31 protein-coding genes are annotated in these 26,906 nt (G+C 69.5%); 12 read left to right on the top strand and 19 right to left on the bottom strand.

Annotated features, from left to right (window positions below):
- Positions 1-640 precede the first annotated feature (640 nt).
- Positions 641-1,402 (bottom strand): phosphoglyceromutase, encoded by a 762-nt coding sequence (locus tag AC1VWI_RS24495; protein ID WP_499513168.1) that lies wholly within the window; start codon positions 1,400-1,402, stop codon positions 641-643.
- A gap of 116 nt (positions 1,403-1,518) precedes the next feature.
- On the opposite strand from AC1VWI_RS24495, the gene AC1VWI_RS24490 reads away from it, so the two are divergent.
- Complete coding sequence (locus AC1VWI_RS24490; protein ID WP_499513167.1) at positions 1,519-2,820, top strand: MDR family MFS transporter; 1,302 nt, start codon at positions 1,519-1,521, stop codon at positions 2,818-2,820.
- Between the two features lie 121 nt (positions 2,821-2,941).
- Here AC1VWI_RS24490 and AC1VWI_RS24485 read toward each other — a convergent pair whose 3' ends face one another.
- Both AC1VWI_RS24485 and mshA read right to left on the bottom strand, forming a co-directional pair.
- The gene (locus AC1VWI_RS24485; RefSeq protein WP_499513166.1) at positions 2,942-3,457 is read right to left on the bottom strand and encodes a YbjN domain-containing protein; all 516 of its coding nucleotides are present in this window, start codon (positions 3,455-3,457) and stop codon (positions 2,942-2,944) included.
- Positions 3,450-4,802: a D-inositol-3-phosphate glycosyltransferase gene (gene mshA, locus AC1VWI_RS24480; protein ID WP_499513165.1), complete on the bottom strand. Its 1,353-nt coding sequence runs from the start codon at positions 4,800-4,802 to the stop codon at positions 3,450-3,452. The genes AC1VWI_RS24485 and mshA overlap by 8 nt, the downstream gene beginning before the upstream one ends.
- A gap of 154 nt (positions 4,803-4,956) precedes the next feature.
- Here mshA and AC1VWI_RS24475 point away from each other — a divergent pair, with 154 nt between their 5' ends.
- From AC1VWI_RS24475 to AC1VWI_RS24465, 3 genes are all read left to right on the top strand, one after another.
- Complete coding sequence (locus tag AC1VWI_RS24475; RefSeq protein WP_499513164.1) at positions 4,957-5,757, top strand: class I SAM-dependent methyltransferase; 801 nt, start codon at positions 4,957-4,959, stop codon at positions 5,755-5,757.
- Positions 5,758-6,041: 284 nt separating this feature from the next.
- Positions 6,042-7,070 (top strand): C40 family peptidase, encoded by a 1,029-nt coding sequence (locus AC1VWI_RS24470; RefSeq protein ID WP_499513163.1) that lies wholly within the window; start codon positions 6,042-6,044, stop codon positions 7,068-7,070.
- 314 nt (positions 7,071-7,384) lie between these two features.
- The gene (locus AC1VWI_RS24465; protein WP_499513162.1) at positions 7,385-8,653 is read left to right on the top strand and encodes a PP2C family protein-serine/threonine phosphatase; all 1,269 of its coding nucleotides are present in this window, start codon (positions 7,385-7,387) and stop codon (positions 8,651-8,653) included.
- Between the two features lie 42 nt (positions 8,654-8,695).
- On the opposite strand, the gene AC1VWI_RS24460 is transcribed toward AC1VWI_RS24465, so the two are convergent.
- The 3 genes from AC1VWI_RS24460 to AC1VWI_RS24450 form a co-directional block, all read right to left on the bottom strand.
- Complete coding sequence (locus AC1VWI_RS24460) at positions 8,696-9,028, bottom strand: DUF2516 family protein (RefSeq protein ID WP_499513161.1); 333 nt, start codon at positions 9,026-9,028, stop codon at positions 8,696-8,698.
- An 88-nt stretch (positions 9,029-9,116) separates the two neighbouring features.
- The gene (locus AC1VWI_RS24455) at positions 9,117-9,737 is read right to left on the bottom strand and encodes a hypothetical protein (protein WP_499513160.1); all 621 of its coding nucleotides are present in this window, start codon (positions 9,735-9,737) and stop codon (positions 9,117-9,119) included.
- Positions 9,738-9,813: 76 nt separating this feature from the next.
- On the bottom strand, positions 9,814-10,308 hold the full coding sequence (locus tag AC1VWI_RS24450; RefSeq protein WP_499513159.1) for a helix-turn-helix domain-containing protein: 495 nt from the start codon (positions 10,306-10,308) through the stop codon (positions 9,814-9,816).
- Between the two features lie 163 nt (positions 10,309-10,471).
- Here AC1VWI_RS24450 and AC1VWI_RS24445 point away from each other — a divergent pair, with 163 nt between their 5' ends.
- The 4 genes from AC1VWI_RS24445 (at position 10,472) to AC1VWI_RS24430 (ending at position 13,576) form a co-directional block, all read left to right on the top strand.
- On the top strand, positions 10,472-10,966 hold the full coding sequence (locus tag AC1VWI_RS24445; protein WP_499513158.1) for a bacteriocin immunity protein: 495 nt from the start codon (positions 10,472-10,474) through the stop codon (positions 10,964-10,966).
- 95 nt (positions 10,967-11,061) lie between these two features.
- Positions 11,062-12,150: a MerR family transcriptional regulator gene (locus AC1VWI_RS24440; RefSeq protein ID WP_499513157.1), complete on the top strand. Its 1,089-nt coding sequence runs from the start codon at positions 11,062-11,064 to the stop codon at positions 12,148-12,150.
- A 9-nt stretch (positions 12,151-12,159) separates the two neighbouring features.
- Positions 12,160-12,939, top strand: coding sequence for a 2-phosphosulfolactate phosphatase (locus tag AC1VWI_RS24435; protein WP_499513156.1), 780 nt, complete (start codon positions 12,160-12,162; stop codon positions 12,937-12,939).
- An 88-nt stretch (positions 12,940-13,027) separates the two neighbouring features.
- Positions 13,028-13,576 (top strand): DinB family protein, encoded by a 549-nt coding sequence (locus AC1VWI_RS24430; RefSeq protein ID WP_499513155.1) that lies wholly within the window; start codon positions 13,028-13,030, stop codon positions 13,574-13,576.
- A 4-nt stretch (positions 13,577-13,580) separates the two neighbouring features.
- Here the strand turns inward: AC1VWI_RS24430 and AC1VWI_RS24425 are convergent, their stop codons facing one another.
- From AC1VWI_RS24425 to AC1VWI_RS24415, 3 genes are all read right to left on the bottom strand, one after another.
- Positions 13,581-14,408, bottom strand: coding sequence for a MerR family transcriptional regulator (locus AC1VWI_RS24425; RefSeq protein ID WP_499513154.1), 828 nt, complete (start codon positions 14,406-14,408; stop codon positions 13,581-13,583).
- A 101-nt stretch (positions 14,409-14,509) separates the two neighbouring features.
- The gene (locus AC1VWI_RS24420) at positions 14,510-15,538 is read right to left on the bottom strand and encodes an aspartate-semialdehyde dehydrogenase (RefSeq protein ID WP_499513153.1); all 1,029 of its coding nucleotides are present in this window, start codon (positions 15,536-15,538) and stop codon (positions 14,510-14,512) included.
- Positions 15,535-16,407 carry a dihydrodipicolinate synthase family protein gene (locus tag AC1VWI_RS24415; RefSeq protein ID WP_499513152.1) on the bottom strand — a complete coding sequence of 291 codons (873 nt, stop codon included), beginning with the start codon at positions 16,405-16,407 and terminating at the stop codon, positions 15,535-15,537. The genes AC1VWI_RS24420 and AC1VWI_RS24415 overlap by 4 nt, the downstream gene beginning before the upstream one ends.
- A 104-nt stretch (positions 16,408-16,511) precedes the next feature.
- Between AC1VWI_RS24415 and AC1VWI_RS24410 the strand changes: the two genes are divergently transcribed.
- Positions 16,512-16,931: a GNAT family N-acetyltransferase gene (locus tag AC1VWI_RS24410; RefSeq protein WP_499513151.1), complete on the top strand. Its 420-nt coding sequence runs from the start codon at positions 16,512-16,514 to the stop codon at positions 16,929-16,931.
- Between the two features lie 313 nt (positions 16,932-17,244).
- Here the strand turns inward: AC1VWI_RS24410 and AC1VWI_RS24405 are convergent, their stop codons facing one another.
- The 4 genes from AC1VWI_RS24405 to AC1VWI_RS24390 form a co-directional block, all read right to left on the bottom strand.
- Entirely contained in the window at positions 17,245-17,622 is a 378-nt protein-coding gene (locus AC1VWI_RS24405; protein ID WP_499513150.1) for a hypothetical protein, read from the bottom strand.
- 33 nt (positions 17,623-17,655) lie between these two features.
- Positions 17,656-17,817: a GntR family transcriptional regulator gene (locus tag AC1VWI_RS24400; protein WP_499513149.1), complete on the bottom strand. Its 162-nt coding sequence runs from the start codon at positions 17,815-17,817 to the stop codon at positions 17,656-17,658.
- A gap of 78 nt (positions 17,818-17,895) precedes the next feature.
- A complete protein-coding gene (locus AC1VWI_RS24395; protein WP_499513148.1) occupies positions 17,896-18,519 on the bottom strand; it encodes an HAD family hydrolase in 624 nt (207 codons plus the stop codon).
- A 60-nt stretch (positions 18,520-18,579) separates the two neighbouring features.
- Positions 18,580-19,650 carry a phosphotransferase gene (locus tag AC1VWI_RS24390; RefSeq protein ID WP_499513147.1) on the bottom strand — a complete coding sequence of 357 codons (1,071 nt, stop codon included), beginning with the start codon at positions 19,648-19,650 and terminating at the stop codon, positions 18,580-18,582.
- A 231-nt stretch (positions 19,651-19,881) separates the two neighbouring features.
- On the opposite strand from AC1VWI_RS24390, the gene AC1VWI_RS24385 reads away from it, so the two are divergent.
- A complete protein-coding gene (locus AC1VWI_RS24385) occupies positions 19,882-20,223 on the top strand; it encodes a hypothetical protein (protein WP_499513146.1) in 342 nt (113 codons plus the stop codon).
- 276 nt (positions 20,224-20,499) lie between these two features.
- On the opposite strand, the gene AC1VWI_RS24380 is transcribed toward AC1VWI_RS24385, so the two are convergent.
- From AC1VWI_RS24380 to AC1VWI_RS24355, 6 genes are all read right to left on the bottom strand, one after another.
- Positions 20,500-21,180: a GntR family transcriptional regulator gene (locus tag AC1VWI_RS24380; protein ID WP_499516898.1), complete on the bottom strand. Its 681-nt coding sequence runs from the start codon at positions 21,178-21,180 to the stop codon at positions 20,500-20,502.
- A 96-nt stretch (positions 21,181-21,276) separates the two neighbouring features.
- Complete coding sequence (locus AC1VWI_RS24375) at positions 21,277-22,347, bottom strand: phosphotransferase (protein WP_499513145.1); 1,071 nt, start codon at positions 22,345-22,347, stop codon at positions 21,277-21,279.
- A gap of 128 nt (positions 22,348-22,475) precedes the next feature.
- On the bottom strand, positions 22,476-23,285 hold the full coding sequence (locus AC1VWI_RS24370) for an HAD family hydrolase (protein ID WP_499513144.1): 810 nt from the start codon (positions 23,283-23,285) through the stop codon (positions 22,476-22,478).
- Positions 23,282-24,184, bottom strand: a complete 903-nt coding sequence (locus tag AC1VWI_RS24365) for a hypothetical protein (RefSeq protein WP_499513143.1) — start codon at positions 24,182-24,184, stop codon at positions 23,282-23,284. The genes AC1VWI_RS24370 and AC1VWI_RS24365 overlap by 4 nt, the downstream gene beginning before the upstream one ends.
- An 80-nt stretch (positions 24,185-24,264) precedes the next feature.
- Positions 24,265-24,969: an HAD family hydrolase gene (locus AC1VWI_RS24360; RefSeq protein ID WP_499513142.1), complete on the bottom strand. Its 705-nt coding sequence runs from the start codon at positions 24,967-24,969 to the stop codon at positions 24,265-24,267.
- Between the two features lie 325 nt (positions 24,970-25,294).
- Complete coding sequence (locus AC1VWI_RS24355) at positions 25,295-26,155, bottom strand: GntR family transcriptional regulator (protein ID WP_499513141.1); 861 nt, start codon at positions 26,153-26,155, stop codon at positions 25,295-25,297.
- A gap of 337 nt (positions 26,156-26,492) precedes the next feature.
- On the opposite strand from AC1VWI_RS24355, the gene AC1VWI_RS24350 reads away from it, so the two are divergent.
- Complete coding sequence (locus AC1VWI_RS24350; protein WP_392614338.1) at positions 26,493-26,660, top strand: hypothetical protein; 168 nt, start codon at positions 26,493-26,495, stop codon at positions 26,658-26,660.
- A gap of 58 nt (positions 26,661-26,718) precedes the next feature.
- A complete protein-coding gene (locus AC1VWI_RS24345; RefSeq protein ID WP_499513140.1) occupies positions 26,719-26,898 on the top strand; it encodes a hypothetical protein in 180 nt (59 codons plus the stop codon).
- The last annotated feature ends 8 nt before the right edge of the window (positions 26,899-26,906 follow it).

Raw genomic sequence — 26,906 nt, 5'->3', positions numbered from 1 at the left:
AGTTGACATTTATCGCGTAAACCTGCGGTTGCCTTTTAGGTCGTAAACCGGCGGTTTACATTTAGCCCGCAAACTTGCGGTCCAGCCCTACCGGTGCTCCTGCCGAACAGCGAGCCTTCCCCTTGAACTGCAGCCTCAGCGTTACCGGTTGACGTTTACCGGTTCCCTTCCCTCGGGCGGCCGGCTCGACGAAGGAGCCACCAACTGGGAGTCGCGCGAAGACGTCCCTGCATTCATCCAAGAATTTCACGCGAGGCGCCACCTCCGTGTAATGTCCTCAGGCAGAGCAGATGAAGGCCGCCCGGGCTAGGGGCGGCCTTCGGCCTCCATCTGCGCGCACAGAAACCATCAAGTGGAATACACACCTACGGAGAAGTCCATGGTCCCACGTCTCGGCCTGGCTATCTACATCGCCCCCCGCGAGCTGCCGTTCGGCGTCATCGGCGCTGGCGGTGGCGCGCTGGGCATATGGGTTGGAGCCCCGACGCTCCCTGTCATCCTGGCTGCTCTCCTAGTCTCCACCCGGGTGAGTTTCCGGCGCTGGCACAGCTAGCGCTAGACGGCCCAGAGACGGCCCCAGAACGACAACAAGCCCCCTCCCCGCGGAGAAACCGCAGGCAGGGGGCTTGATCGGTAAGGGCTACTTCTTCTTGCCCTGGTTCTTCACGGCCTCGATCGCCGCCGCGGCCGCCTCGGGGTCGAGGTAGCGGCCGCCCGGGGTGACGGGGCGGAAGTCGGCGTCGAGCTCGTAGGCGAGCGGGATGCCGGTGGGGATGTTCAGGCCCGCGATGTCGGCGTCGGAGATGCCGTCGAGGTGCTTGACGAGGGCGCGCAGGCTGTTGCCGTGGGCGGCGACCAGGACGGTGCGGCCGGTGAGGAGGTCGGGGACGATGCCGTCGTACCAGTACGGCAGCATGCGGTCGACGACGTCCTTCAGGCACTCGGTGCGCGGGCGCAGCTCCGGCGGGATGGAGGCGTAGCGCGGGTCGTCGCTCTGGGAGAACTCGCTGCCGTCCTCGATCGGCGGCGGCGGGGTCTCGTAGGAACGGCGCCAGAGCATGAACTGCTCCTCGCCGAACTCGGCGAGGGTCTGCGCCTTGTCCTTGCCCTGGAGGGCGCCGTAGTGGCGCTCGTTGAGGCGCCAGCTGCGGTGGACGGGGATCCAGTGCCGGTCGGCGGCCTCGAGGGCCAGCTGCGCGGTGCGGATCGCGCGCTTCTGGAGGGAGGTGTGGACGACGTCGGGGAGGAGTCCGGCGTCCTTCAGCAGCTCGCCGCCCCGGACCGCCTCCTTCTCGCCCTTTTCGTTCAGGTTGACGTCAACCCAGCCAGTGAAGAGGTTCTTAGCGTTCCACTCGCTCTCGCCGTGGCGGAGGAGGATCAGCTTGTACGGAGCTTCAGCCATGGCAAGGAGTCTAAGAGAAAACCCCTTGGTGCCCTCCGGAGGGCCGATGTAAGCTGCGCTGGCCGTCCTGGCCCATTACGCCTACGACGCCCCGACGCCGCGAGGAGCAGCCTGCCGTGCCCGATGTCAGACGTGCCGTACGGGAGACCGTCTCGGGACTCCCCCGGACCTTCTGGTGGCTGTGGACCAGCACACTGGTCAACCGGCTCGGCGGCTTCGTCGTCACCTTCCTCGCGCTCTACCTCACCCTCGACCGGGGCTACTCCGCCACCTACGCCGGTCTCGTCGCGTCCCTGTACGGCCTCGGCGGCGCCGTCGGCGCGGTCGTCGGCGGGGTGCTGACCGACCGGCTGGGGCGGCGCTCGACGATGCTGCTGGCGCAGGTCGCGGCCGCGGCCGGCACGGCGACGCTGGCCTTCGTGGACGGGCAGGCGGAGATCGCCGGGGTGGCCACCGTGATCGGCGTGGCGAGCAGCGCCTCGCGGCCCGCGGTGCAGGCGATGATGGCGGACGTGGTGCCCGCCACGGACCGGGTGCGGGCGTTCTCGCTCAACTACTGGGCGATCAACATCGGCTTCGCCGTCTCCTCGGCGGCGGCCGGCCTCATCGCCTCGCAGGGCTACCTCTGGCTCTTCCTCGGCGACGCGTTCATGACGGTGCTCTGCGCGCTGGTGATCTACGCCAAGGTGCCGGAGTCCATGCCGGGCCGGGAGCCCGCGACCCCGGGGCGGTCCTCCGGGGCGGCCGGAGCGGGCGGGGGCGGGGAGTCGCGGGTCGGCCTCGGGGTGGTCCTGCGCGACCAGCGCTTCATGTGGTTCGTCGCGCTGACGTTCCTGCTGGGCACGGTCACCCAGCAGGGTTCGACGACCCTCTCGGTCGACATGGGCCGCCAGGGCTTCTCCGCGAGCCAGTACGGCCTGATCATCGGGCTCAACGGCCTGCTGATCGTGCTCCTGCAGATCCCGCTCACCCGGCTCGTCGAGCGGCGGAGCGTGGCTGCGCTGCTCACCGCCGGCACGCTGCTGATGGGCTGGGGCTTCGGGCTCACCGCCTTCGCCGGTTCGGTCCCCTTCTACGCGCTGACGGTGGCGGTGTGGACGGTCGGCGAGATCCTGCACGCGCCGGCCTCGATGTCGCTGGTCGCCGACCTGGCGCCGGCCCACGCCCGGGGGCGCTACCAGGGCATGTACTCGCTCGCCTGGCCCGCGGCGTCCTTCGCCGGGCCCCTGCTGGGCGGCGTGGCGCTGGACCGGTGGGGCGGCGGCGTGGTGTGGGGCGCCTGCGCCGTGGTCGGCACGGTCGCCGGCGCCGGCTACTGGCTGCTGCTGCGGGAGCGCGGGGCGCAGGCCGAGCCGGTGGAGGCGGTGCCGCCGGCCCCGGTGCGGATACCGGAGCCGGAGCCGACGGCGGACTGCTAGCGCAGGAGGCGCAGGGCGCGCTGCACCTCGCGCAGCGCGCCCCGTACAGCGGTCCCGCCGGCGCGTCGCCGACGCAGGAGCCGTCGTCGAAGACCCTGGTGACGCTCAGGCGGCGGGGACGCTACTCGGCACGCTTGCCGGCCTTGCCGATCAGATGTGCGAACGCGTCGAGGTTGCGCGTGGACTCGCCGCGCGCGGTCCGCCATGCGTGCTCCTTGCGGATCGCGTCGGCGAAGCCCAGTTCCAGCAGCGTGTTGAAGCTGCCGTCCGCGTTCTCGAGGACGGCGCCCAGCAGCCGGTCGACCTCCTCGGGCGTCACCGCGACCAGCGGCAGCCGGCCGGAGAGGTAGACGTCGCCGAGCGCGTCGATGGCGTAGGCCACGCCGTACAGCCGGGTGTTGCGCTCCAGGAGCCAGCGGTAGAACGCCTCGTGGTTCTCGTCGGGGCGGCGAACGACGAAGGCGTTGACCGTCAGGGTGTGCCGTCCCACGGCCAGGGCGACGGTGGTGGACAGCTTGCGCGTGCCGGGGAGCTTGACGACGTACTCGCCCCCGGCGCCGGTCTCCCAGCCGAGTTCCGCGTCCTCCAGTGCCCGCTCGACCGCCCCGCGCGCCGCCGTCTGCTCCCGCTCACCCATGCGGCGATCGTAGGCGACGCCGCCGCTCGGCCATCGCACCCGCGTACACCTCGGCGGTCCTGGTGGCCGCCGCGTCCCAGCCGAAGCACCCCGCGTGCCGGGCGGCGGCCCCGCCCATGGCGGGCACCAGCTCCGGGTGCTCGACAAAGCGGCGCAGGGCGCGTGCGTAGTCGGCCGGGTCGTGGCCCGCGACGAGGAAGCCGGTCTCGCCGTCCTTCACGGCCACCGGCAGCCCGCCGACCGAGGCCGCCACCACCGGCGTGCCGCAGGCCTGCGCCTCGATGGCGACCAGCCCGAACGACTCGCTGTACGAGGGCATGACCAGCACCGACGCGGCCCGGTACCAGTCCGCGAGCCGGTCCTGGGCGACCGGCGGCTGGAAGCGCACGAGGTCGGAGATGCCGAGCCGGGCGGCGAGCTTCTGCAGGCGCTCGGGCTTGGCCAGGCCGCTGCCGCTCGGCCCGCCGACGACGGGGACGACGAGGCGGTCGCGCAGCGACGGGTCCTCCGCCAGCAGGATCGCCGCGGCGCGCAGCAGGATGTCCGGCGCCTTGAGGGGCTGTATCCGGCCGGCGAAGAGCGGGATCACCGCGTCCTGCGGCAGGCCGAGGCGCGCGCGGGCCCCGGCGCGGCCGCCGTGGGCGTCCGGCCGGAAGCGGTCCAGGTTCACCCCGGGGTGGACGACGGCGACCTTGCCGGGGTCGGCCTCGTAGTGCCGGATCAGTTCGTCCGACTCCTCGGCGGTGTTGGCGATCAGCCGGTCGGCGGCGTTGACGATCTGCGTCTCGCCGATGACCCGGGCCGCGGGCTCGGGGGTGTCGCCCTCGGCGAGCGCCGCGTTCTTGACCTTGGCCATGGTGTGCATGGCGTGGACGAGCGGGACGCCCCAGCGCTCGGCGGCGAGCCAGCCGACGTGGCCGGAGAGCCAGTAGTGCGAGTGCACCAGGTCGTAGTGGCCCTGCCGGTGGCTGGCCTCGGCGTGCATCACGCCGTGAGTGAAGGCGCACAGCTGCGCGGGAAGGTCCTCCTTGGCCAGGCCTTCGTACGGGCCGGCGTCCACGTGCCGCACCAGGACCCCGGGGGCCAGCTCGACCGTGGGCGGCAGGGCCGCCGTGGTGGCGCGGGTGAAGATCTCGACCTCCACGCCGGGGCCCTCCGCGAGCCGCTTGGCCAGCTCGACGATGTAGACGTTCATACCGCCCGCGTCCCCGGTGCCGGGCTGGTGGAGGGGCGAGGTGTGCACGCTGAGCATGGCCACGCGCCGCGGACGGCGTCCACCGACGCCATGGCGGCGCAACCGGCGATGGGCACCACCGGCCAGGACCTTCGCCACGTACTGGCTCACGTCGCCTCCTCCACTTCTCCGGCGGGCGGCCGAGCGGAGGCCACCCCTGAACGGTGACAACCAGCGGAAGGCCTAGATCCATTTCCGCTTTGCCAAAGCGTGACCGTCGACACGGCCCGGATCCGGCGCCCGCGGGCTCGCATAGGCTCGGCGCATGCGCGCGACACGGCCGGTCGGAGAGGTGACCCGGGGGACGACCAACCCCAACCGGCTGCGCCGCATGGACCGCTGGATCGCGGCGCAGCACGGACCCGCGTTGCGCCGCAGCGACGATCCGCTCGCCGTGGACCTGGGCTACGGCGCCGCTCCCTGGACGGCCCTGGAGCTGCTGGGAAGGCTGCGCACCGCGCGCCCCGACGCCGAGGTCGTCGGCATCGAGATCGACCCGGCCCGGGTGGCCGCCGCCCGGCCGTACGCCCGTGAGGGGCTCTCCTTCGCGCACGGCGGATTCGAGGTGCCCCTCCCGGACGGCCGCAGACCGGCCCTGATCCGGGCGGCGAACGTGCTGCGCCAGTACGACGAGGAGCGCGTCGCCGAGGTGTGGACCCGCCTGCGGTCCCGGCTCGCGCCGGACGGGCTGCTGGTGGAGGGCACCTGCGACGAGATCGGCCGCCGCCACGTGTGGGTGGCGCTCGGCCCCGAGGGCCCGCGCACGGTGACCTTCGCCACCCGGCTCGGCTCGCTGGAGCGTCCCTCCGAACTGGCGGAGCGGCTGCCCAAGGCGCTGATCCACCGCAATGTGCCGGGCGAGCCCGTGCACGCGTTCCTCACCGACTTCGACCGCGCGTGGGCCGCCGCCGCGCCCTTCGCCTCCCTGGGCGCACGGCAGCGCTGGATCCGCACGGTGCGCAGCCTGGCGGGCCCGGGCGGCTGGCCCGTCACCGACACCCCGTCCCGCTGGCGCCAGGGCGAGGTGACCGTCCGCTGGGAGGCCCTGGCCCCGGCAGCGGACTGATCCCCGCGACCGCGGTCGCCACGCCGCCCGGACGATGCGCGGGACCCGTCTCGGATCCGTACCCGACGACGCAGGCCCCCCGCCGCACCGGGCCGATCCCGCCCGCCGACGGCAGCCGCCGGCAGTCGTCGGCAGTCGTCCACGGCCACCGAACACCTCGCGGGCCGGGCCGACATGGCGCCGGAGGGCGATGCACCGGCCCACGGCTCTGGCCGATTGGCGTCTTCCGTGGCACCATCCACAGCCATGTGACGAACCGTCAGATACGTTGCGGAGGTGCCCGCATGAGGCGTACGGCCTGCCTGGCCTGTGCCGCGCTGCTGCTCCTCGCCGCCCCCGTGCCGGTCGCGCACGCCGATCCGCCCCGCCCGGCCCGTACGCTCCAGGACGTACGGGCCGAGGTCGGCACCCTCTACCGGCAGGCCGAACGCGCCACGGACACCTACAACGCCGCACATGAACGGGTCCTCGCCCAGCAGAAGGAGATCGTCGCGCTCGCCCGCGTCATCGACCGGGAGCAGATCCGGCTGCGCACGCTGACCGCCGAGGCGGGCGCGCTCGCCCGCGCCCAGTACCGCGGCGGCGGCATCGGCCCCGGGCTCGACCTGCTGCTCAGCGACGACCCGGACGCCTTCCTGGACGGGCTCACCCTCGCCGACCGGGGCGCCCAGGCCGCCGGCACCACGATCGAGCAGCTGCGCACCACCACGGCGGAGCTGGGCGCCTACGGCCGCTCCGCCACCGTCGCCTGGGAGCGCCTCGTGGCCGACCAGAAGGAGGCGGCCGACGCCGAGCGGGAGGTCACCGCACGTCTGACCCGGGCGAAACGCCTGCTCGCCGGCCTGGAGGCCCGGGAGCGGGCACAGCTGGAACGGCTGGAGGACGAGGCCGCCTACCGCTCCCAGGTCGCCTGGCTGCGCACCGACGCCGCCACCCACCTGCGCCGCAACGCCGCCGGCGCCACACGGCAGGGCGCCGCGGCGGTCGCCTTCGCCGCGGCGCAGATCGGCAAGCCCTACGAATGGGGGGCGGACGGCCCGGCCGCGTACGACTGCTCCGCGCTGACCCGGGCCGCCTGGCGCGCCGCGGGGGTCGGCATCCCGCGCACCTCGCAGGAGCAGTGGCGGCTCCTGCCGCACGTCCCCGTGGCGGCGATGCGCCCGGGCGACCTGGTCGTCTACTTCGACGACGCCGGCCACGTCGGCATCTACGTGGGCGACGGCGCCATCGTCCACGCGCCGCGCCCCGGGCGGCGGATCACGATGGCGGGGGCCGGGTCGATGCCCGTCCTCGGCGTCGTGCGCCCCGGATGACCGCACGCGGCCGTGCCGGGCGGCCGCGTGGGCTGCCGCCGCGCTGTGACCTGCGTCCTGTGACCCCGGCCGCGTGACCCGTACCACCCCGTCTCCGAGCAAACGTGACGTTGGTCATGCCCGCTTCGTCCCTCCGCGGCCGAAATCCGCAGCTCAGAACCGCATATGACACGGGCGGTTTACCAACAGGGCCTCCCCCGCCGCCGGGCGCTACCGCTATGGTCGCCCTTCAGTGTTCTCGGAGCTGAGCAACCGATCCGACCGATCCGACCGCTCCGGGACGTTGCCCTCGGGGGGAGGGAAGGAATTGTCCGATGTCGCCGATGTCCGCGACCGAGCGGCGCACCGACCAGTACGCCGCCGTGCCGGGGCCGCGCCAGGAAACCACCCTGGCCGACGGCCGGACCTCCCCTGCCCTGACCCTGCTCGTCATCGGTGAGGACCCGGTCGGCGCCTTCACCGTCCCGGACCTGCTGGACGTCTCCGGCACACGGGTCCGCATCCGCCGCGCCCGCAACCTGACCGAGGCCGAGCGGCTGCTCAGGGACGACGTCAACTGCATCCTGCTGGAGCTGTCCGCCCCCGCCGCCGAGGGCGTCTCCGACGGGCTGGACAGCCTGCGGCAGCTGCTGCGCCTCGCCCCGCGCACCGCCGTGCTGGTGCTGACCGCCGGCACGGACACCGACGCCGAGCGCGCCGCCGAGGCCGTCCGCGTCGGCGCCCAGGACCATCTGACCCCGGCCGACCTGGACCCGTCCCACCTGACCCGGGCCATCCGCTACGCCGTGGAGCGCAAGCGCGCCGACGTCGCACAGCGCCAGCTGACCGAGACCCGGCTGCTCGCCCAGGAGAACTCGCGGCTGGAACGCGGGCTGCTCCCCACGCCGCTGCTCCACGACGCCGACCTGCGCTTCGCCGCCCGCTACCGGCCCGGCCGCAGCCGGGCCCTGCTCGGCGGCGACTTCTACGACACCGTCCGCACCCCGGACGGCACCGTGCACGCGATGATCGGCGACGTCTGCGGCCACGGCCCGGACGAGGCCGCCCTCGGCGTCGAGCTGCGCATCGCCTGGCGCGCGCTGACCCTGGCCGGACTGTGCGGGGCCGCCCTGCTGGGCACCCTGCAGGAGGTCCTGGAGCACGAGCGGTCCGACGACGAGATCTTCGCGACCCTCTGCCAGGTCGACATCAGCCCGGACGGCCGCGCCGCCGACCTCTGGCTGGCCGGTCACCCGGCGCCGCTGGTGTCGCTGTCCGGGATGGCACCGCAGCTGCTGCCGTACGAGCACGGCGGCCCGGCGCTCGGGCTGCTGCCCCAGAGGGACTGCTGGGAGGGCGCGCGCTTCGAGCTGGGCGAGGCGTGGAGCCTGATGCTCTACACCGACGGGCTCATCGAGGGCCGGATCGGCCTGGGCGCGCAGCGGCTGGGCCAGGACGGCATGGTCGAGCTGGTCGGGCGGCAGCTGTCCGCCGGACTCGCCGGCGAGGAGCTGCTGGACGCGGCCATGACGGAGGTACGGGAGCTCAACGGCGGGGAGCTGACGGACGACGTCGCCCTCATGCTCCTGGAGTCGGGCGCCTGATCCGTGGGCCCGGCCGGTCCGCCGGCCGGGGGGAACTCCGCCTCAGCGGTTGAAGGGGCCGTACGGGCCGTCGCTGCTGCTGCCGCCGCCGCGCCGCCGCGGACCGGACACCTGCTTGAGGGCGGGACGCACGTCCACCGTGTAGACGATCACCGCGATCAGGCCGATGACCGGCAGGAACGACATGATCGGCAGGATCGCGATCAGCGCCGCCGCCACGGCGAGGATGATCAGCCAGAAGGCCTTGGTCTTCTTGTCCGCCGCCCGGTAGGCGTCCTCACGCCGGATGGCCGCGTCGACCAGCGCGAACAGCGCGAAGACCAGCAGGGCGATGGAGATCCAGCCCAGCAAGTTGTAGAAGCCCTGCACCAGCATTGCCGTCCACCTCCGTCATCGGCTCCCACCGTACCGGCACAACGAGCCGGGCACGCCACGCGTGCCCGGCCCGTGATGTTCCGGCCTCTCAGGAAGCGGGCTTGCCCGGCGTCGCGGGCTTCTTGGCCGCGGGGGCCTTCTTGACCGGGGCCTTCTTCGCCTGGCCGTCCTGCACCGGGGCGGGGGCGGGGGCCGGAGAAGGAGCCGGGGCGGGCTTGATGTCCGCGACCGGCGCCTGACGCGCGGCCGGGACGGGCTCGGGCTCGATCGCGACCGCGATGTCCTCGACCTGGTCGGCGGCCTCGCCGCGCCAGGTCGCGACCGCGTCCTTGCCGCGCTCGGCCAGGCCGTCGTAGGCCTCCTTGGCGCGGACCGCGTACTCGGCGGCACGGCCCACCTGCTGCAGCGCGAAGTCCTGCGCGGAGTCACGCAGCTTGCGCAGGTCGCCGTCGATGGTGCCCAGGAGCTCGTTGACCTTGGCCTGCGCCTTGGTCTGGGCGTCCTTGGCCTGCGCGGTCACCTTCTCCTGCACGGCCTTGGGGTCGGTGCCGCGGATCTTCTCGATCCGCTCGGGGGCCTCGGCGCGGATCTTCTCGATCAGCGGCGGGACCTCCTTGAGCTTCTCGGCCGCGAGGTCCGCGGTCCCGGCCAGCGCGTACAGCGGGGTCGGGTCCTTGAGGGTCTTGACGATGTCTTCGGTGATCGCCATGAGGGTTTCTCCCGTTTGAGGATGGTGGCGTGTACGTCTGTTCAGTCGCCCGTTCCGCGCGACCGGGCGCAGCCGGTCACCCGGCGGCCGCGGCGTCGTCGCCGCTGCCCGGTCCGGCCGGTCCGGACGCGTTCGGCTTCAGCACGGCGACAGCCTTCTTCGCCGCCTTCTTCGCCACGTGCTCGCGCGGCGCGGCGGGCTGCTCGTCAAGAGCTTCCTCCACTGCGGCGTTCTCCTTGCGGAACGACTCGTAGATCTGCAGGAGGACTTGCTTCTGCTTCTCGTTGATCGCCGTGTCGGCCAGGATGGCGGTCCGCACCTCCATCCCCTCGCCCTGGTCCCGCTCGTCGAGGATCCCCGCCTGCACGTACAGGGTCTCGGCGGAGATGCGCAGCGCCCTGGCGAGCTGCTGCAGGATCTCTGCACTGGGCTTGCGCAGCCCGCGCTCGATCTGGCTGAGGTAGGGGTTGGACACCCCCGCGGCGTCGGCGAGCTGACGCAGGGACAGCTGCGCGTTGCGGCGCTGCTCCCGCAGGTACTCGCCGAGGGTGCCGACGTTCAGTGAAGCCATGCCTCCGAGGATGGCGCGCGGTGCTAACTTTTGCAAGCAAGGTGCTTGCAAAAGTCTCGTTAAGGGGATGTGACATCCCCCGCACGGCCCAGCCGGCCGCCCCAGCGGCGAACCCACGGCGCCGCCCCGGCACGCTGTCGGCCCCGGCGCGCACAATGCCGCCGTGGACCTGCGCGCCGAACTGCTCCCGCCGCCCGTCAGCCCGGAACGACTGGCGGAGGTCGCCCGTGAGATCGAACGCATCACGGACCTGGCCGGGTCCGGCGAACCGGCGGACGAGGCCGTGGCCGTGGCCGTGGCCGTGGCCGTGGCCGTGGCCGTGGCCGCGTTCAACGAGCGCACGGGCCACGAGTACCTGCTGTCCGACTTCGTCTGCTACGACGCGTCGCGCGGCCTGGAGGAGTTCGCCCGGGAGGCCGCCCGGCCCGCCCGGCCGCGGGTGGCGGACATCACGCGTGAGGAACTCGTCGAGATCGTCCGCCGTGTCGATGCCGATCCGGCCGGCGAGGACACCGACTACTACCTGCGGCTCTTCGACTGCAACACCCCGCACCCCCGGGCCTGCGACCTGCTCTTCCACCCCCCGGCCGGCCTCGAGGACGCCCCGCCCGAACGGATCGTCGACGCCGCGCTCGCCTACCGGCCGATCGTCCTGTGAACCGGGGCCGGGTGGCCGGTTGACCTTGACCCTGGGGCAGGCCACAGCATCGAAGCGGCCGGGCGGCGTGCCCGGCCCGAGGGAGGGAGCCCGCCATGGACTCGCTGACGATCGGGGCGTTCGCGAAGGCGTCCCGGCTGTCGCCGAAGGCGCTGCGACTGTACGACGAGCTGGGGCTGCTCACGCCCGCGCGGGTCGATCCGCTGACCGGCTACCGCCACTACGCGCCCGCCCAGCTGGAGCGCGCCCGGCTCGTGGCCTGGCTGCGGCGCCTGGGGATGCCGCTGGCCCGCATACGTGAGGTGTGCGCGCTGGACGCGCCCACTGCCGCGCGGGAGATCCGGGCGTACTGGGCGCAGGCCGAGGCCGCGCACGGCGCGCGGCGGGACCTGGCCGCCTTCCTCGTCGATCACCTGTCCCGGAAGGACTCCGTTGTGAACGACGCGAACGGCACCAACGACGCGAACCGCTCCCTGGAACTGCGCTACGCCGCCCTGTCCGACGCCGGCCTGGTCCGGCCCGGCAACCAGGACACCGCCTACGCCGGCGCCCGGCTGCTGGCGGTGGCCGACGGTTTCGGAGGAGAGGGGGCGCCGGCGGGCGCCGCCGCCGTCGACGCGCTGAGGGAGCTCGACGCCGCTGCCGCCCCCGGCGGTCTGCTGGACCTGCTGCAGGACGCCCTGGACCGGGCCGACGAGACCGTACGCGGCTTCGCGGACTCGGGCACCACGCTCACCGCGCTGCTGTGGTCCGGGGAGCGGCTGGCCCTCGTCCACATCGGGGACTCGCGGGCGTACCTGCTGCGCGACGGCGAGCTGTTCCGGATCACGCACGACCACACGATGGTGCAGTCGATGGTGGACGAGGGCCGGCTGACCGAGGCCGAAGCCGCCTCGCACCCCCAGCGGTCGCTGCTCGTACGGGCGTTGGGTTCCGGCACCCGTCCCGCCGGGCGCCTGCCCGACCTGCGGCTGCACGACCCGCGTCCCGGCGACCGCTACCTGCTGTGCACGGACGGCCTGTCCACCGTCGTCCCGGACGACGAGCTGCGCCGGGTGCTCGCCTCCGGCGCCGGGCCCGGGGAGACGGTGCGCACGCTGGTCGGGCTGGCCAACGCCGCCGGCGGTCCGGACAACGTCAGTTGCGCGGTCGCCGATGTACAGGAGAGGTCCGCGGCGGCATAGTCCTCGCCCATGAGCGAGGAATGGTTTCTGCAGACACGCCACGGGGTGCGGTTCGAGTGGGGACCGGAAGGCGCCCGGCGGATCGGGGCGCACGTGGCGTGCCTGGTCGTCGTCGACGTCCTGTCCTTCACCACCGCGGTGACGGTGGCCGTCGAGGCGGGCACCGCGGTGCACCCGTACGCCTGGCGCGACGCGACGGCGGCCGCGTACGCGCGGCGGGTCGGGGCGCGGCTGGCCGTGGGGCGGCGGGAGGTCAGCGAACGCTCGCCGTGGTCGCTGTCCCCCGCCGCCCTGCGCCGTGCGCCGTACACCCCGCGGCTGGTGCTGCCCTCGCCCAACGGATCGACGATCGCCGCGGCGGCCGGGGAGGCGGCGACCGTCGTCGCCGCCTGCCTGCGCAACGCGACCGCCGTCGGCGCGTGGCTCGCCCGGCACGGCTACGGCGTCCGGGACCGCCCCGTCGCGGTGATCGCCGCGGGCGAGCGCTGGCCCGACGGGACCCTGCGGCCCGCGCTGGAGGACCTGCTCGGCGCCGGTGCGGTCGTCACCGCGCTGCGGGGACACGCCCCCGCCGTGACGCTCTCCCCCGAGGCGCGCGCCGCGGCGGCCGCCTTCACCGGGGCGCCCGACCCCGCCGGCACCGTCGCGGCCTGCGCCTCCGGGCGCGAGCTCAGCAGCGGCGGTTTCCCCGAGGACGTCGCGATCGCCACCGAGTTCGACGCCGCCTCCGTCGTCCCGGTCCTCTCCGAAGGAGCCTTCTCCTCGCGGCCCATCGCGGACCGGAACTGACCGCATCGGTGCGTAACGTCGAAGACATCGAAGGACGCCGGGAACACCGGCGCCCACGACCGAGGCCCACGGCCAAAGGGAGCGCGCGATGCCGACGGTGGTACGGAACGAGACGGGTGAGCGGGACGCGCTGCTGGCGTACCTGGAGGCGCAGCGCGGCGGGATGCGCCGCGCGGTGCTCGGGCTCACCGACGAGCAGGCCTCCTCGCGGCCGAGCGTCAGCGAGATGAACCTCGCCGGGCTGGTCAAGCACGTCGCCAGGACCGAGGAGTCCTGGGTGCAGGGCCTGCTGCTGGGCCACGAGGACAAGAAGGGCACCCAGGCGGACTACCTCGACGGCTTCCGGCTGCTGGAGGGCGAGACCCTCGCCGGCTGGCTGGAGGAGTACGCGCGGATCGGCCGGGAGACCGAGGAGGCCGTCCTGGCGCTGCCCGACCTGGACGTCGTGGTGCCGCTGCCGGACGCGCCCTGGAACCCGCCGGGCATGAAGGTCAGCGCCCGCTGGATCCTGCTCCACCTGATCGAGGAGACCGCCCGGCACGCCGGGCACGCGGACGTCATCCGCGAGTCCCTGGACGGCCGGACGGCCTTCGAGCTGGTCGCCGAGGCGGCTCAGCAGGGCAAGCCCATGGGCTGACCGGTCACACCCCGGTGGCCACCGGTTCCTGCAGCTCCGTCACCCAGGTGTCGGGATGCCCCTCGCACTCCAGGTACAGCTCCCGGGGGTAGCCGAGGGACCGGTGGCCCTGGGCGTCGATCCCCCGCGCCAGGGCCTGGGCGCTGCGCAGGACGTCGTCCATGGAGCCGCGGTGCACGATCGTCGCCGCGCTCTCCAGCTCCGGCAGGTCGACGACCGCGAAGTCGTACCCGCCGTCGGGATCGGCCGCGACCTGCAGCCCGGCGTGGACGAGGATCGCGCCCTCCCCCTCCGGGGCGTCCTCGTAGTACGCGATCCCCGGCCCGACCGGCCGCACGCCCGCCGCGTCCAGCCGCCGGCACAACTCGTCGTACAGCGGCTGGATGACGGGCCCGATCTGCGCCGGCTCGAACCCTGCCGCGGTCGCCGTCAGCTCCGCGAGCCGCACCGCGGGCACCCTCTTGATCACCACGTCGTCGGTGGACATCCGTCCCTCGCTCTCGATCGTCCGGAGCCTCGCCTCGACGCCCGCCAGCCGCGCCGCGTCCGCGGCCATCGCCGCCGCGAGCTCGGCGCGGCGCAGCCGCAGCATGCCGCGCAGCTGCTCCGTGCTCACCTCCTCGTCGAGGATCGACCGCACCTGTTCGAGCGTGAAGCCGAGGTCCTTGAGGGCGATGATGCGGTTGAGCCGGGCGAGCTGCCCGGCGGCGTAGCTGCGGTAGCCGGTGGCGGGGTCGACACGGTCGGGGCGCAGCAGCCCGACGGCGTCGTAGTGACGCAGCATGCGGACCGACACGCGGCCGTGCCTGGCGAAGTCTCCGATTCCGAACATGACGTCTCCGAGTCCAGCGCCTCACACGGTGTGAGGGTCAAGCGGGACGGCGGATGCCCCGGCGCACGGTCGGCGCCGGGGCATCCGGGGGGCGAACGGGGTCAGCCGCGCAGCTCGGCGGCGACCAGCTCCGCGATCTGGACGGCGTTGAGCGCGGCGCCCTTGCGCAGGTTGTCGTTGGAGAGGAAGAGCGCGAGCCCGTGCTCGACGGTCTCGTCCACCCGGATCCGGCCGACGTAGGAGGGGTCCTTGCCCGCGGCCTGCTGCGGGGTGGGGATCTCCGACAGCTCCACGCCCGGGGCCGCGCCCAGCAGCTCGTACGCGCGCGCCACGCTGACCGGACGCTCGAAACGTGCGTTGACCTGCAGCGAGTGCCCGGAGAACACGGGCACGCGGACGCAGGTGCCGGACACCTTCAGCTCCGGGATGCCGAGGATCTTGCGGGACTCGTTGCGGAGCTTCTGCTCCTCGTCGGTCTCGAAGCGGCCGTCGTCGACGATCTTGCCGGCCAGCGGGACGACGTTGAACGCGATGGGCCGCTGGTAGACCGCGGGCTCGGGGAACTCCACGGCCTCACCGTCGAAGGTCAGCTCGGTCGCCCGGTCGGCGACCTTGCGCACCTGGCCGTCGAGCTCGGCGACACCGGCCAGACCGGAGCCGGAGACCGCCTGGTAGGTGGTGGCGACCAGCGCGGTCAGCCCCGCCTCCTCGTGCAGCGGGCGCAGCACGGGCATGGCGGCCATGGTGGTGCAGTTCGGGTTGGCGATGATGCCCTTGGGCCGGTCGGCGATCGCCTGCGGGTTGACCTCGGCGACGACCAGCGGGACCTCGGGGTCCATCCGCCAGGCGGAGGAGTTGTCGATCACGACCGCGCCCGCGGCGGCGACCTTCGGGGCCAGCGCCTTGGAGGTGGCGCCGCCCGCGGAGAACAGCACGATGTCGAGACCCGAGTAGTCCGCGGTGGCCGCGTCCTCGACCGTGACCTCGCCGTCCTTCCACGGCACGGCACGTCCCGCCGAACGGGCCGACGCGAACAGCCGCAGCCGCTCCACCGGGAAGTCGCGCTCGGCCAGCACCTTGCGCATGACACCGCCGACCTGGCCGGTGGCTCCGACGATTCCGATCCTCATCCGGTCTCTCCGATCAGTGCGTACGTACGGTCCCGAGTATCCCCCGATGCGGCGAGTGCCCGGAGTGCCGTCTCGAGCGACGGTCGCCCGGCGGGCAGCAGCGGCAGCCGCACGTCGGGGGTCGGGATGCGTCCCTGGGCGTGCAGCACCGCCTTGATCACCGTGGGGTTCGGCTCGGCGAAGCAGGCGGCGGCGAGCCTCGCGAGCGCATGCCCGCGCTCCGCGTCGTGGAAACGGGCCTGCTCCACCCACCGCTCGGTGGCCAGGTGCGCGGACGCCGCGATCGCCCCCCGCGCGCCCAGGGCGAGCAGCGCCGGCGCGAACACGTCGTCCCCGGCGTACAGCGGCACCTCCCCCACCAGCAGCACGGTGTCCTGGTCGATGCCGCCGACGGCGTGCTTGAAGCCCGCGACCCCGTCGATCGCCGCGATCGCGCGAATCGTGTCCGCGCTGAGGGCGAGCCCGGTGCGGTAGGGGATGTTGTAGACGACCAGCGGCACCGCCGACGCCCGCGCCAGGGCCTCGAAGTGCGCGACGACCCCCTCCTGCGAGGGCCTCACGTACGACGGCACGGACACCAGCGCGGCGTCCGCGTCAAGCTCCGCGAGTTCCGCCGCGGCCCTGCGCGTGTCCGTCCCCCCGGCGCCCACGGTGTACCGCAGCCCCCGCTCGCGGCACACCCGCCCCACGGTCTCCCGGACGACCGCCTTCTCGGCCTCGTCCAGCATCGCCGCCTCGGCGGTCGTCCCCAGCGCCACCAGCCCGGCGACACCCCCGTCGGCCACCTCGTGCGCCAGCCGCCCCAGCGCGCCGGCGTCCACGCGGCCGGCCTCGTCGAAGGGCGTGATGAGCGGTACGTGAATACCCATGCCCTCGAGCGTGGGCCCACGGCACCCTCAAGGTCCAGTTAATAGTCCTTCATCGCACCGGTAAGCAGTACTGCACGGAGCCACATCCCCTACCCTCAGGCCCCATGAGAGACGACCGGTACGAGATCTCCGCCGACCCCGCCCGCATAGACGCCGCCCTGGTCCACCACTGGCTCTCCACCGACGCCTACTGGGCCCTCGGCCGCCCCCGCGCCGTCCAGGACGCCGCGATCGCCGCCTCCCTCAACTTCGGCGCGTACGACAAGGCGACCGGCACCCAGGTCGCCTGCGCCCGCGTCGTCACCGACCACGCCACCTTCGCCTGGCTCTGCGACGTCTACGTCACCCCCGCCGCCCGCGGCCACGGCCTCGCGACCGCCCTGGCGACCGCTGCCCGCGACCACCTGGAGGACCTGGGCGTGCGGCGCGTGCTCCTCGCGACGCACGACGCCCACGGGGTGTACGCGAAGGTGGGATTCGAGCCGCTGGAGGTGCCGGGGCACTGGATGTCCCTGGTGATGTGAGGCCCGCGCTCTGATCGGCGGTGACCGTCAGACGGGCTTGGCGAGCCTCGCCCACAGGGAGTCGAACACTCCTGAGAGAGCTCCACGCGTTCCCTCGGCTGTGGATAGAGCTTGGCCCCGACGCCCAGGACGTCATGGATCTTGATGGTCGCATCGTCGACGTTGATGACGTTGTCGGTGACAACGTACATGCCGTCGAGGGCCAAATCCCCGTTGATCAGGTAGAACTTGTGCAGAGGTGTGACCGGAATCAGTCGCACCTCGACCTTTACCTCGGGTACCGCGCCCTAACCGACCAGGTTCTCCAGGTTCTTCAAGGCCCAGATGTGGGCCGCGGACAGGCTGCTGAGTGGCTGCATGGGCCGCTCGTCGTCCAAGTCCTCGACGTTCTGCGGAAAAGCCAGTCGTACGTCGGTGCGCGGCAGCAGCAAGCGCAGTGGATCAAGGACGGCTTGATTTCCCCGCGGATGATTCGTTTGACTTGCTGCACGATGGCCGCACTGAGCGACTCCGCCGTCAGGCAGTAGGCGTCGATCATGACGTGCTCCGCCTCGAACGCCTCGGCAATGGCGTCGTCCAGCTCGACACTGCCGGCCTCGACGGTCGCCGTGGCAAATCCGTTGCCGTGGGCCGCAATGGCGATCTCCCGCCAGTCGCGGGCGAGGACACCCCTGCCCTGGACCGAATCCACGCAACCCTTGCCCTCCAGCGTCTTGATCGCCTTCTAGACAGTGGCACGGGAGACATTAAGGCGCTCCACCAGCTCAGCATGTGTGGGCAGTCGCTGCCCCACCGCGATGTCGCCGCTCTCGATTTCATGACGCAACGCATCGGCCACGCGCTCATACTCGCGTCTGACCCCGCCGACAGTGCGATCGCCCGACATATCCTCAAGCGTACAACCCGTCCACTTACCAGCTGAGTTGATCCGTTACCTACACGGGCAACACGGGCACTGCGACCGCTACCAGTGTTCCAAGGACGTCACGACATGCCCTGCTCCGGCCTGGCGAAGACTCAGCGCCTTACGTTCGTCACGGGCGAAGCCGAGGAACGCCACACCCGCGCTCGCAGCGGCCAGGAGGTCGCTGGGGGAATCTCCGATCATCAAGCAGCCCTCGGGCGGTTCTCCCGTGCAGGCCATCGCACGCATCAGGCAGTGGGGATCCGGCTTCAAGAGGCCGAGGTCGGTCGCCCGCCCGTAAACATGAGCGCCGAAGTACCGCGACAGCCCGCGTCGGTGCAGATAGGCGGTCGCCGCCGCAGCGGAATTATTGGTCGTGATGGCGACCTTCCGGCCGCTCTCGACAAGGGAACGCACCAGACGGACGGCATACGGTGTCGGCAGAGCGGTCGCCGCAGCCAGGACCTCCTCCTGGGCCAGGCGCTCCTCCAGTTCCGACGTGACACGACCAGACGCATCGTGTTCCGCGGCGATCTGCAGGACGCGCAGAGGGTCGCTGACGCCGCTCAGCTCCTCCGGCGGCAGACCCAGGTCCACTGCTCGGACCCGAAGAGCCTCAGCGATGCGGGCAGCTGGGTGGCGGGCAAAAAGGTCCGCGAGGGGACCATCGAAGTCGAAGAGCACGCAACTCGCGCGTCCCAGTAGGGCCGACCCCCGTCGTCGACGGCCTCCGGGGCCGTCGCGCTAGAAGGCATGGGCCTGGCTGCGGGCCCGCCTCTCCACGAAACCCCACCTCCGGCGCCGCTCGGGGTAACGCCGGGCATGCCACTCGTTCAGCGCAGTCTCGACCTCTTGCTCCCCAGGGACGGATGCGAGCCCGAAAGGCACCTGGGCCCGCTGCAGTGCCCTCACGACCAGGCTGACGGAGGGCCCGAGAAGGGGACTCCCCGGAGCGGTGCCGAGCCTGATGGCGGCCCGGACCACGTCGGCGTAGACAGACTGGGCGTACTCGAAGTCGACGTAAGCCTGCAGGTCCGTCGCCATTCCGGCGGTCATCGCCGAGTGGCCCCGCAGGTTGAGGGTCCTCTCCCACTCCCGTTTCATCCGCTCGCGTTCGCGGTCGGTGTACTCCATCCGGACCAGATGAGTCGCAAGATCATGGAGAGGGTCGCCAAACGTGGCGAGCTCCCAGTCGAGGATGAAGAGGCTGCCGTTCTTGAGCAGCACGATGTTGTCGCGGTGGAGATCCGTGTGCAGCAACGAGTAGGGCCGCGGGTAGAGCGCTCCGATCCGCTGCCGTACCCTTTGCCGGAAACGCTCCAGCGCCTCCACCGGCACACCGAGGGCATCGAAGAGGCTGCCATACACGGGACGGTGGTCCTGGTGCACACGCTCCGCGTACTCGACCAGGAGGTCCAGGAACCCCTCGCTGTCCTTGTCGCCCGGCCATCGCGCCGGCAGCTTTGGCAACTGCTCGCGCGTTACCGTCGCCGCGTAGGCGAAGACCTCCGCGATGTCCCGCAGTCGCTTCTCGCCGATTGGAGCGCCGGAGGGCGCCTCTTGGGACAGCGCCTTCCCGTCCACGAATCGGTGCAGGGATGCGCGCCCGAAGGTGACGAGGCACTGCGGGATACCGAAGTTCGGCCGGAGTTGCTGCCCTGCGACGGCCTCGTTCAGCGCCGCCAGGACCTCGGCCTCGTCCGGCCACGTGCGCATGACGACCTTGGGCGTCGCGAGCGGCACCCGCAGCTTGATCCGTGCGGCCTCGTCCAGCGTTACTTGGGCCAGCCAGGCGAGTCGCTTGTCCAGCGTCACCACTTCATTGGAATTGTGATGACCCGTCAGAATCACGGACTCCCCGTCACGCTTCCGGCGGTTGTAGTGCCAGCGCACAAGAGGCTCGTGCAGACGACTGCGCACGATATGGCGTGGGCACGCCACGTCGGCACAATGCGCGCATATGCTCGCGGGTTTTTCCATCCGCCCCAAACCTTCGAGTTCGCATCCCGGACCTCGTGACGCGAGAGCCTAGAACACTTGCAACCAGTGACGCACACCGAAGCCTCGAGTTCCGTCAATCGAATTTTTCACGCACCACTCCCCCACAGGAGCACTCCGGCAGCCGAGATCAGCCCGCGAGAAAGCTTCCGTTACCTCACGCATGTCACTGACCAGGAAATCCGCGCCGGCTTCCAGAAGCCACTCTCCGTGTCGCGGATCACGCTCGCCAGGGGCGACATATGCCAGAAGCCTGACACCCACACTGTCGGCAACCCTCAAATCCCGCACGGAATCGCCAATCATGCGGCAATTGCCCGATTCGCCTTCCGACCCAACATGCCGCATCGCCTCAAGGAGGCAATGGGCGCGTCTGGCTTCATGATCTGAGGAAGTTCCCGACCAGAGATTCTTTCACCGAATGATCACTTCAGCCCATGCTCCTTCAGGTAAACCCGAACCGACGCCGCAGAATTGTTCGTCGTGATCGCGATTGGCAGCGCCGTATCGACCAGGAACTCAACAAGTTCGGCCGTGCACTCCGTATGGCGTGCCACCCTTTGCGGCCTGCGGCTCGGCCCCAACAGCTCCTTGTCGAGGCTCGGCGTACGCCCTCGGGCATGTCGTCCCGCTCCGCGAGGACGACCTTGACGCCTCGCATGCGGCTCAGGAGCGGAGACTCTGCTCCAAAAGGAGTCGAACCACTGCAGGCACTCGGCCCGATGCTCGGGTGCCTGAAGACTCGTACCTCCAGACCCGGTACGTCGTACATCTGGGTGCTCTCGCCGTCCGGGAAGTCCACGGCACTCGCCTCGATCTTGCAGAAACCCAAGAGCCCCTGATGCCCATTGAGCAAGTAGTCCTTGGCCACCGGAATGATGGGGACGGTCCGCACGTCGACAACCAAGTCGACGTTCCGTATGCCCAGGTCCTCCAGCAGGTTACGCAGGGCGACGAGGGCCGGAGCTCGCCCCTGGAGACGCTCTCCGCCTGGGTCACGATGGTCGCGCTTAAGCGACTCCGAGGCAGGCAGTACGCATCGATCTTCACGCGCTCCGGCTCGAAAGCCTCCGCGATGGCGTCGTCCGGCTCCGTACTGCCGGCCTCAACGGTTGCCGCCGCAGTCCAGTTGATGTGGGCAGTGACGGCCGACTTACGCGAGTCGCGTGCGAAGACGTCCTTGCTCTGGGCCGACTCCACGTAGCCCTTGCCTTCGAGCGCCTTGATCGCCTTCTGGAAGGTGTCGCAGGAGATGTCGAATGCGTCCTTCAACTCCGCAGGCATGGGGAGTTGATCACCCGCTGCGATGGCACCGTGCTCGTTTTCGTGACGCAACACGTCGGCCACGCGGTCGTACTCACGCCTGGCTCCACGCGCGGTGCCGTCGGTACTCACACCACGACCCCATTGCCAGCCTCACAACTGTCCCGTCCTCGTGGAATTTCATCCCGGTTGAGACTGACTCCATTCGATCAGCACTCTGCCAACCAAGTTGGCTGACGGAGCATCCTGCAACCCAAGCACCCCTTGCGCACGCCTCATCGATGATTCGATCGACCTAGCCGCAACCCTTGCCGCAGCCAGAGATCGATTCGTGCGGACAGCCGTCGCGCCGCGAATGATGTCGGTATAGACAGACTGGATACACTTGTAGTCTCGATACTTGGGGAGGTCATCAGCCAATCCAACGGTCGCACCCGGTCGCACAACTTCCAGGGCACGCTGCCACCGCTTGACCATCTCAACCTCTTGCGATTCCGAGTACGCCATGAGATGCAGATGCGTAGCCAGGTCGTAGAGTGGATCTCCGATCTGCGCAAGCTCCCAGTCGATAGTCCAGAGAAGCCCGTCACCATCGACCACGAAATTATCACAATGGAGATCGCAATGGAGTAGCTGATACGGTCGCTCATCGAGCGGATCAAGGTTCTTCAAAAAAATATGAAGACCATCCTCCGGAACGCCAAAAGCATTAAAGATCTCCTCGAACGTACTGCGGAGCGGGTCATAGACTCCGCTGATGGTGTGCTCCACAAGCCTACGCAGGAAGGCAGTGGAATCTTTTCCGTAGGTTGGCTCCACATACGTTGGCATTTCGGCCCGCTCAAGCGCCTGTACGTCCACGGCGGCAAGCCGACCGAAAAGTTCCTCGATCTGCCGGACATAGGATTCCGGGATATCCCGATCCGGAGTCTCCCGCCTGATCGCCGCCAGCGTTCTACCTTCAATAAAGCTATGAACGGAGAAACTCTCCACGACCTGGGCCACCTGAGGAATCCTCGGAACCCACCGTTGCAAGAAGGTCAGGAGTTGATCCTCGGAGCGAAAGTATCTCAAGTCGTACCAGAAGACACCCGGCCGCGGTTCCCGGAGCTTCAAGAACGGAAACTGGCGGCCCAGCTGAGAGGTCGCGTCCAGGCGCACCGCGTACGCTTCGTGGTGGTAGCCCTGCAGGGGACCCTCAACCAAAGTCGCCCCCAGGCGGGAAGCGAATCCTTCCGCGGCGCTGTTCACGGTCTCCTCGACTGCAGTCGCAAGCATGGACGAGCACGTCACACCCCCGACAGTCGACGTGTAGCGACGAGACTAGACCTACGCAGCCTCCGCGGGCCGGACGGATGGCGCTGTGTGTCCCCGAATGGTTATACGGTGCCCAGCACTGAGCACAAGTCAGCCAGGGAATCCACCACGTGGTGCGCGCCCGCGTCCCGAAGTGACGCCTCCTTGCTCGGCTTGCGTGCGTAGCCCAAAAAGGTGACACCTGCTCGCCGAGCTGCTGCACAGTCGTCCGGCGAGTCCCCGATCATCAACGCGCGCTTCGCCGGCGTCTCCGTGGAGCGGAGGGCTCTGACGAGGCAATTTGCACTGGGCTTCATTGACTCCCGTTCGGAAGTCCGTCCGTGGATCCTAGACTCGAAGAACCGCATCAGCCCCCTGCGATGGAGGTAGGACGCAGCAGCAAGGGGGGAGTTGTTGGTCGTGACTGCGACACTACGCCCTCTGGATGCCAGCACCTGTACAAGTTCGTCCGCGTGGTCTGTTGGAGTTGCGACGCTGGCGGCATGAACCTCATGCTTGGTTAGCAGTTGCTCCACCTCGGTATAGTGTTCCGGTCCCGTGAACTCCCGCAACACCCTCAAAGGGTCTTGACAGTCCCGCGCCTCGGGGATGAGAGCTTCACGCTTCTCGAGCCACGCTTTCAGTTGCCGCGCAACGCCGGATGCTGGGTATTGGTCGAACAGCCTGGCCAGCGGTCCATCGAAGTCGAAGAGTACACAGTCGGCCGAACCCAACAGATCCTCCAGGATCGGCATGCTGGTTACCACTGACATCGGCGTGACCGAAAGAGTGTCAACTCTGTTATGGCGCTTATCCAGGGGGGCCTCAGCAAACTGTGCAGCCTCCTGATATGAGCAGTCCTCCCCGCAACTTGTGCCATCCGGGAAGATCACTGCACTTGCTCCGCCAGGCTCCAGTGGCGGTCGAACCACTGCCGGTGCTGTTCATATAGTTCCCGGACCGCGGGCCCACCCCGCCTGGACAGCAAGGCCATGCCGCCGACCGTGAAGCCCTTGGGATTCAATCTGCGCGACGGGGATTGCCCCAGACCGCCGACCTCCTCAGCCACGATGGGGTAATAACCATGGCAGGCCTCTTCATCGTTGAAGAGAAACAATTTGAACTGAGGCGAGAGATGAGGCGCCACTCTGAAGGATATTTCCACACGCGCCCCGGGAATCGACGACTCTATATTCGATTTCAATTCCGTCAGCACGCGAACTGACTCATCGATGATTCCACGCATCTGCGTACGGAAGTCGGGATCGTCTACCATTCGGTAGCCTTGGACTCCCCCTTCGCAGGGCACTAGGCGACACGGCAAACTCATGGGAGCCATCAGGTCCGGTGTCATGATGCGAATACGCACCCGATACCGGCCTCGAGCTTCGTCGGCAATTCTCTGCATGGGAGTTCGCGTTATTTGAAGCAGCGTCTCCGACGTGAAGCCGAAAAAATCAATTCTGACATCGCGGCGATCAAACGCACGCGAGGCACATTCTCGCAGTTCATCTATCGACCTCAGTACGCGATGACCGGAGGATGCGGCCGGCCTTTCACTCGTAATTGCATCAAAAAGGACATAGGCGATGAAAGCAGCAAACGATCCACCTATGAAGCTTTTCTTGGACAAGGCGTCCCCGATCGCGGGAACAATCTGGGCAATAACACCCAACAAGCACAATGCGATAAGCGAGATCTTGACGAACCGCGGCTTCGCTGCGGCCAGGAACTCTTTGACTTTCCGCAGGGAGGCACTCCCTGCGCCTGAAGGTGTGTCCGTGGACGCCATCAACCCAGGGCCCCCCGTTCGATTGGACGAGGCAACCATGATGCCCGGACGAAGACCCCACCAACAGAGGGCAGGCAGTGTCAGGTCTCCGAGCCCAAGGCCCCAATGACCTCGGAGAGTTCCGTCACCACAGGAACCCCCGCTTGCAGCAACTCCTCGTACTTCTCGGCGTTGGGGGCATAGCCCAGGAAGGCAACACCTGCTGAGTGCGCGGCCGTCACGTCGGACGCTGAGTCACCGACCAGCAGTGCAAGGGAGCTTGGCACCCCCAGCGCGTCCAGGGCACGCAAGAGTGAGTCCGGGTGCGGTTTCATCAGAGCCGGGTCGGCGACACGCCCAAAGATCTTGCCGTCGAACCAAGTCTCGAGTCCATGTTTAGCAAGGTAGAGCCGCACCGCGTCGGGAGAGTTGTTGCTGGCCACGGCAATCAGCTTGTCCAAGCGGACGAGTTCAGCGACAAGCTTGTCCGCACATGGCGTCGGCACTGCCGTACCTGCCGCAGCGAGTTCCTCCTCCGTCACACGTCTTTCAGCTTGGACTAGCACCTCGGGAATCCTCGTATTCGATCGTCCCCTAGCGCTCTCACGGAGCATCGCATGTGGGTCGGAGGATCCGTACAGCCCCTCCGGCAGTAGCCCAGACTCCTGAAGCAACTTGTGAATCTTCCGGGCCACCCCGTCGGCTGGGTGCCTCCCGAAGAGATCACAGACTGGGCCGTCGAAGTCGAACAAGACGCACTCGGCTCGGGACAACAGCGAGGCAAGGTCCCTACGGTCAGCGTTCACACGGCTCCCTGGGTTGATCGGCTCCAGCCGACTCGCTCCACGATAAGCCTTTACACGGCACGCACAACGACGCGATGTGCTTCGCGTCGGCTTGCCGCAGGAGGCGTCCACTCCGACGTGGCGCAACAGTACACAGAGAACGGAACCTTTGAGTGAGCAGATTCGGACGCACACTGAAAGCGCAACGTCTCGTCCGCCGCCCCACCACACGTCAACCACGAGTGGGCCCTGCTCGCGGTCGGCGCACAGGCACGGAGCCACGGCATCCGGAGTAGACGAGGCAGAGCAGAGTGTCGTTGGCCTCCAAGGGAATCTTCCCGGGGCCTCAGAGCGGATCCGCGATTTTTGTCCAAAGAGAGTCGAACCACTTCTGAGAGACTTCCATACGTTCCAGCGACTGGAGGTAAAGCTTGGCCCCGACACCCAGAACGTCATAGATGTTGATCATCTCGTGCTCGACGGTGATGGTGTTGTCGGTGACAACGTAGAGGCCGTCGAGACACACTTCCCTGTTGATCAAGTACAGCTTGTGCAGGGGGGTGACAGGCACCTGCCGCACTTCGACGTGCACGTCCTGGACGGCGCCCTGGCCCTGCAGGTTCTCCAGATTCTTGATGGCCTCGACGTGGATCCCCGACAGGGCACTGAGCCGCTGCATCGGCCGAAGATCTTCGGGGTCCGCGACGTTCCGAGGGATCGCCAGTCGTACGTCGGTGCGCGGCAGCAGCAGGCGCAGGTGGATCGAGGACGGCCGGATTTCACCGCGGATGATCCGTTTGACCTGCTGCACGATGGCCGCGTTGAGCGACTCAGCGGTCAGGCAGTACGCGTCGATCGTGACGTGCTCCGCCTCGAAAGCCTCCGCGATGGCGTCGTCCAGCTCGATGCTGCCGGCTTCCACCGTCGCCGTGGCGGTCCCGTTGACATGGGCAGCGACGGCGGACTTACGCCAGTCGCGCGCGAAGACCCCCTTGCCCTGGGCCGACTCCACGTAGCCCTTGCCCTCCAGCGCCTTGATCGCCTTCTGGACGGTGGCACGGGAGACGTCAAAACGGTCCACCAGCTCGGCATGGGTGGGCAGTTGGGCACCGGCAGCGATGTCGCCGCCCTCGATTTCGTGACGCAACGCATCGGCCACGCGCTCGTACTCGCGCCTGGGCCCACCGGCGGTGCGGTCGTTGCTCACGTGACCCACACTACAGCTTCACGCCAGGCAAGTGGAGTTGACTGCATGGAGTTTAGTGATCTGCAGTCAGCGGCAACATGACCGTAGAGGAATGCAGTCAACTGGTCTTGCAGCCAGTCAAGTTGGACCAGTTGACGCCACCGGGGGCCGCAGCCTCTCCGTCCCGACGACGCGCCGGGGATGACCGCGGCTGAGAGTGCAGCGCCACGACGCTTCGCACGCATCAGCAGCACCACGCTTCCGCTCAGCCACATGCCGACCCACGGGTCAAATCTGCCCCCTCCGCGCTCTACGCGCGGAGGGATCGATCCCACGCGCCTCGAAGGAGTGAATCGCTATGCCCGCTATCGCTCTGTGTGCCTTCGCGTTCGAGCAGCTCGTCCAGTGGCGGTACGGCGCGGCCGGCGCCTTCGCCGTCGGACTGTTCACGGTGGGCCACAAGGCCCGGAACACGACGTTCACGTGCGTCGGACTCGCGGTGATCGCGCTGCTCCTGGCCCAGTAGGGCCAGGACGGCAGCGGGCCCGCGCCTTGCGGTCGGCCACCTGGGAAGGGGGTGGGTCATGCTGTGGAGCCATGTGACGGCGGCACTGCTGGAGCAGTACCTGGCGTGGCAGTACGGGCCGTTGATGGGGCTGGGCGTACTGCTGGTGGGTGCCGGGTTCAAGGCCCGTTCCAGCTATGCGATGTGCGTCGGTGGGGTACTCGTCCTCCTGGTGCTGGTGTCCTACGGACACCGCTGACGACGACT

It is taken from the genome of Streptomyces sp. TOM-9 (assembly GCF_056858595.1).
This window is presented reverse-complemented; position numbering and strand designations above follow the sequence as displayed.

Excerpts from the sequence above, each read along its gene's own strand:
- AC1VWI_RS24425 (WP_499513154.1), bottom strand. The coding sequence starts at position 14,408 with ATGTTCGGAATCGGAGACTTCGCCAGGCACGGCCGCGTGTCGGTCCGC.
- AC1VWI_RS24415 (WP_499513152.1), bottom strand. The coding sequence starts at position 16,407 with ATGGGTATTCACGTACCGCTCATCACGCCCTTCGACGAGGCCGGCCGC.
- AC1VWI_RS24350 (WP_392614338.1), top strand. The coding sequence starts at position 26,493 with ATGCCCGCTATCGCTCTGTGTGCCTTCGCGTTCGAGCAGCTCGTCCAG.
- AC1VWI_RS24410 (WP_499513151.1), top strand. The coding sequence starts at position 16,512 with ATGAGAGACGACCGGTACGAGATCTCCGCCGACCCCGCCCGCATAGAC.
- AC1VWI_RS24345 (WP_499513140.1), top strand. The coding sequence starts at position 26,719 with ATGCTGTGGAGCCATGTGACGGCGGCACTGCTGGAGCAGTACCTGGCG.
- AC1VWI_RS24365 (WP_499513143.1), bottom strand. The coding sequence starts at position 24,184 with ATGGCGTCCACGGACACACCTTCAGGCGCAGGGAGTGCCTCCCTGCGG.
- AC1VWI_RS24430 (WP_499513155.1), top strand. The coding sequence starts at position 13,028 with ATGCCGACGGTGGTACGGAACGAGACGGGTGAGCGGGACGCGCTGCTG.
- AC1VWI_RS24435 (WP_499513156.1), top strand. The coding sequence starts at position 12,160 with ATGAGCGAGGAATGGTTTCTGCAGACACGCCACGGGGTGCGGTTCGAG.
- AC1VWI_RS24440 (WP_499513157.1), top strand. The coding sequence starts at position 11,062 with ATGGACTCGCTGACGATCGGGGCGTTCGCGAAGGCGTCCCGGCTGTCG.
- AC1VWI_RS24495 (WP_499513168.1), bottom strand. The coding sequence starts at position 1,402 with ATGGCTGAAGCTCCGTACAAGCTGATCCTCCTCCGCCACGGCGAGAGC.
- AC1VWI_RS24470 (WP_499513163.1), top strand. The coding sequence starts at position 6,042 with ATGAGGCGTACGGCCTGCCTGGCCTGTGCCGCGCTGCTGCTCCTCGCC.
- AC1VWI_RS24420 (WP_499513153.1), bottom strand. The coding sequence starts at position 15,538 with ATGAGGATCGGAATCGTCGGAGCCACCGGCCAGGTCGGCGGTGTCATG.
- AC1VWI_RS24400 (WP_499513149.1), bottom strand. The coding sequence starts at position 17,817 with ATGTCGGGCGATCGCACTGTCGGCGGGGTCAGACGCGAGTATGAGCGC.
- AC1VWI_RS24465 (WP_499513162.1), top strand. The coding sequence starts at position 7,385 with ATGTCGCCGATGTCCGCGACCGAGCGGCGCACCGACCAGTACGCCGCC.
- AC1VWI_RS24460 (WP_499513161.1), bottom strand. The coding sequence starts at position 9,028 with ATGCTGGTGCAGGGCTTCTACAACTTGCTGGGCTGGATCTCCATCGCC.
- AC1VWI_RS24455 (WP_499513160.1), bottom strand. The coding sequence starts at position 9,737 with ATGGCGATCACCGAAGACATCGTCAAGACCCTCAAGGACCCGACCCCG.
- AC1VWI_RS24485 (WP_499513166.1), bottom strand. The coding sequence starts at position 3,457 with ATGGGTGAGCGGGAGCAGACGGCGGCGCGCGGGGCGGTCGAGCGGGCA.
- AC1VWI_RS24450 (WP_499513159.1), bottom strand. The coding sequence starts at position 10,308 with ATGGCTTCACTGAACGTCGGCACCCTCGGCGAGTACCTGCGGGAGCAG.
- AC1VWI_RS24475 (WP_499513164.1), top strand. The coding sequence starts at position 4,957 with ATGCGCGCGACACGGCCGGTCGGAGAGGTGACCCGGGGGACGACCAAC.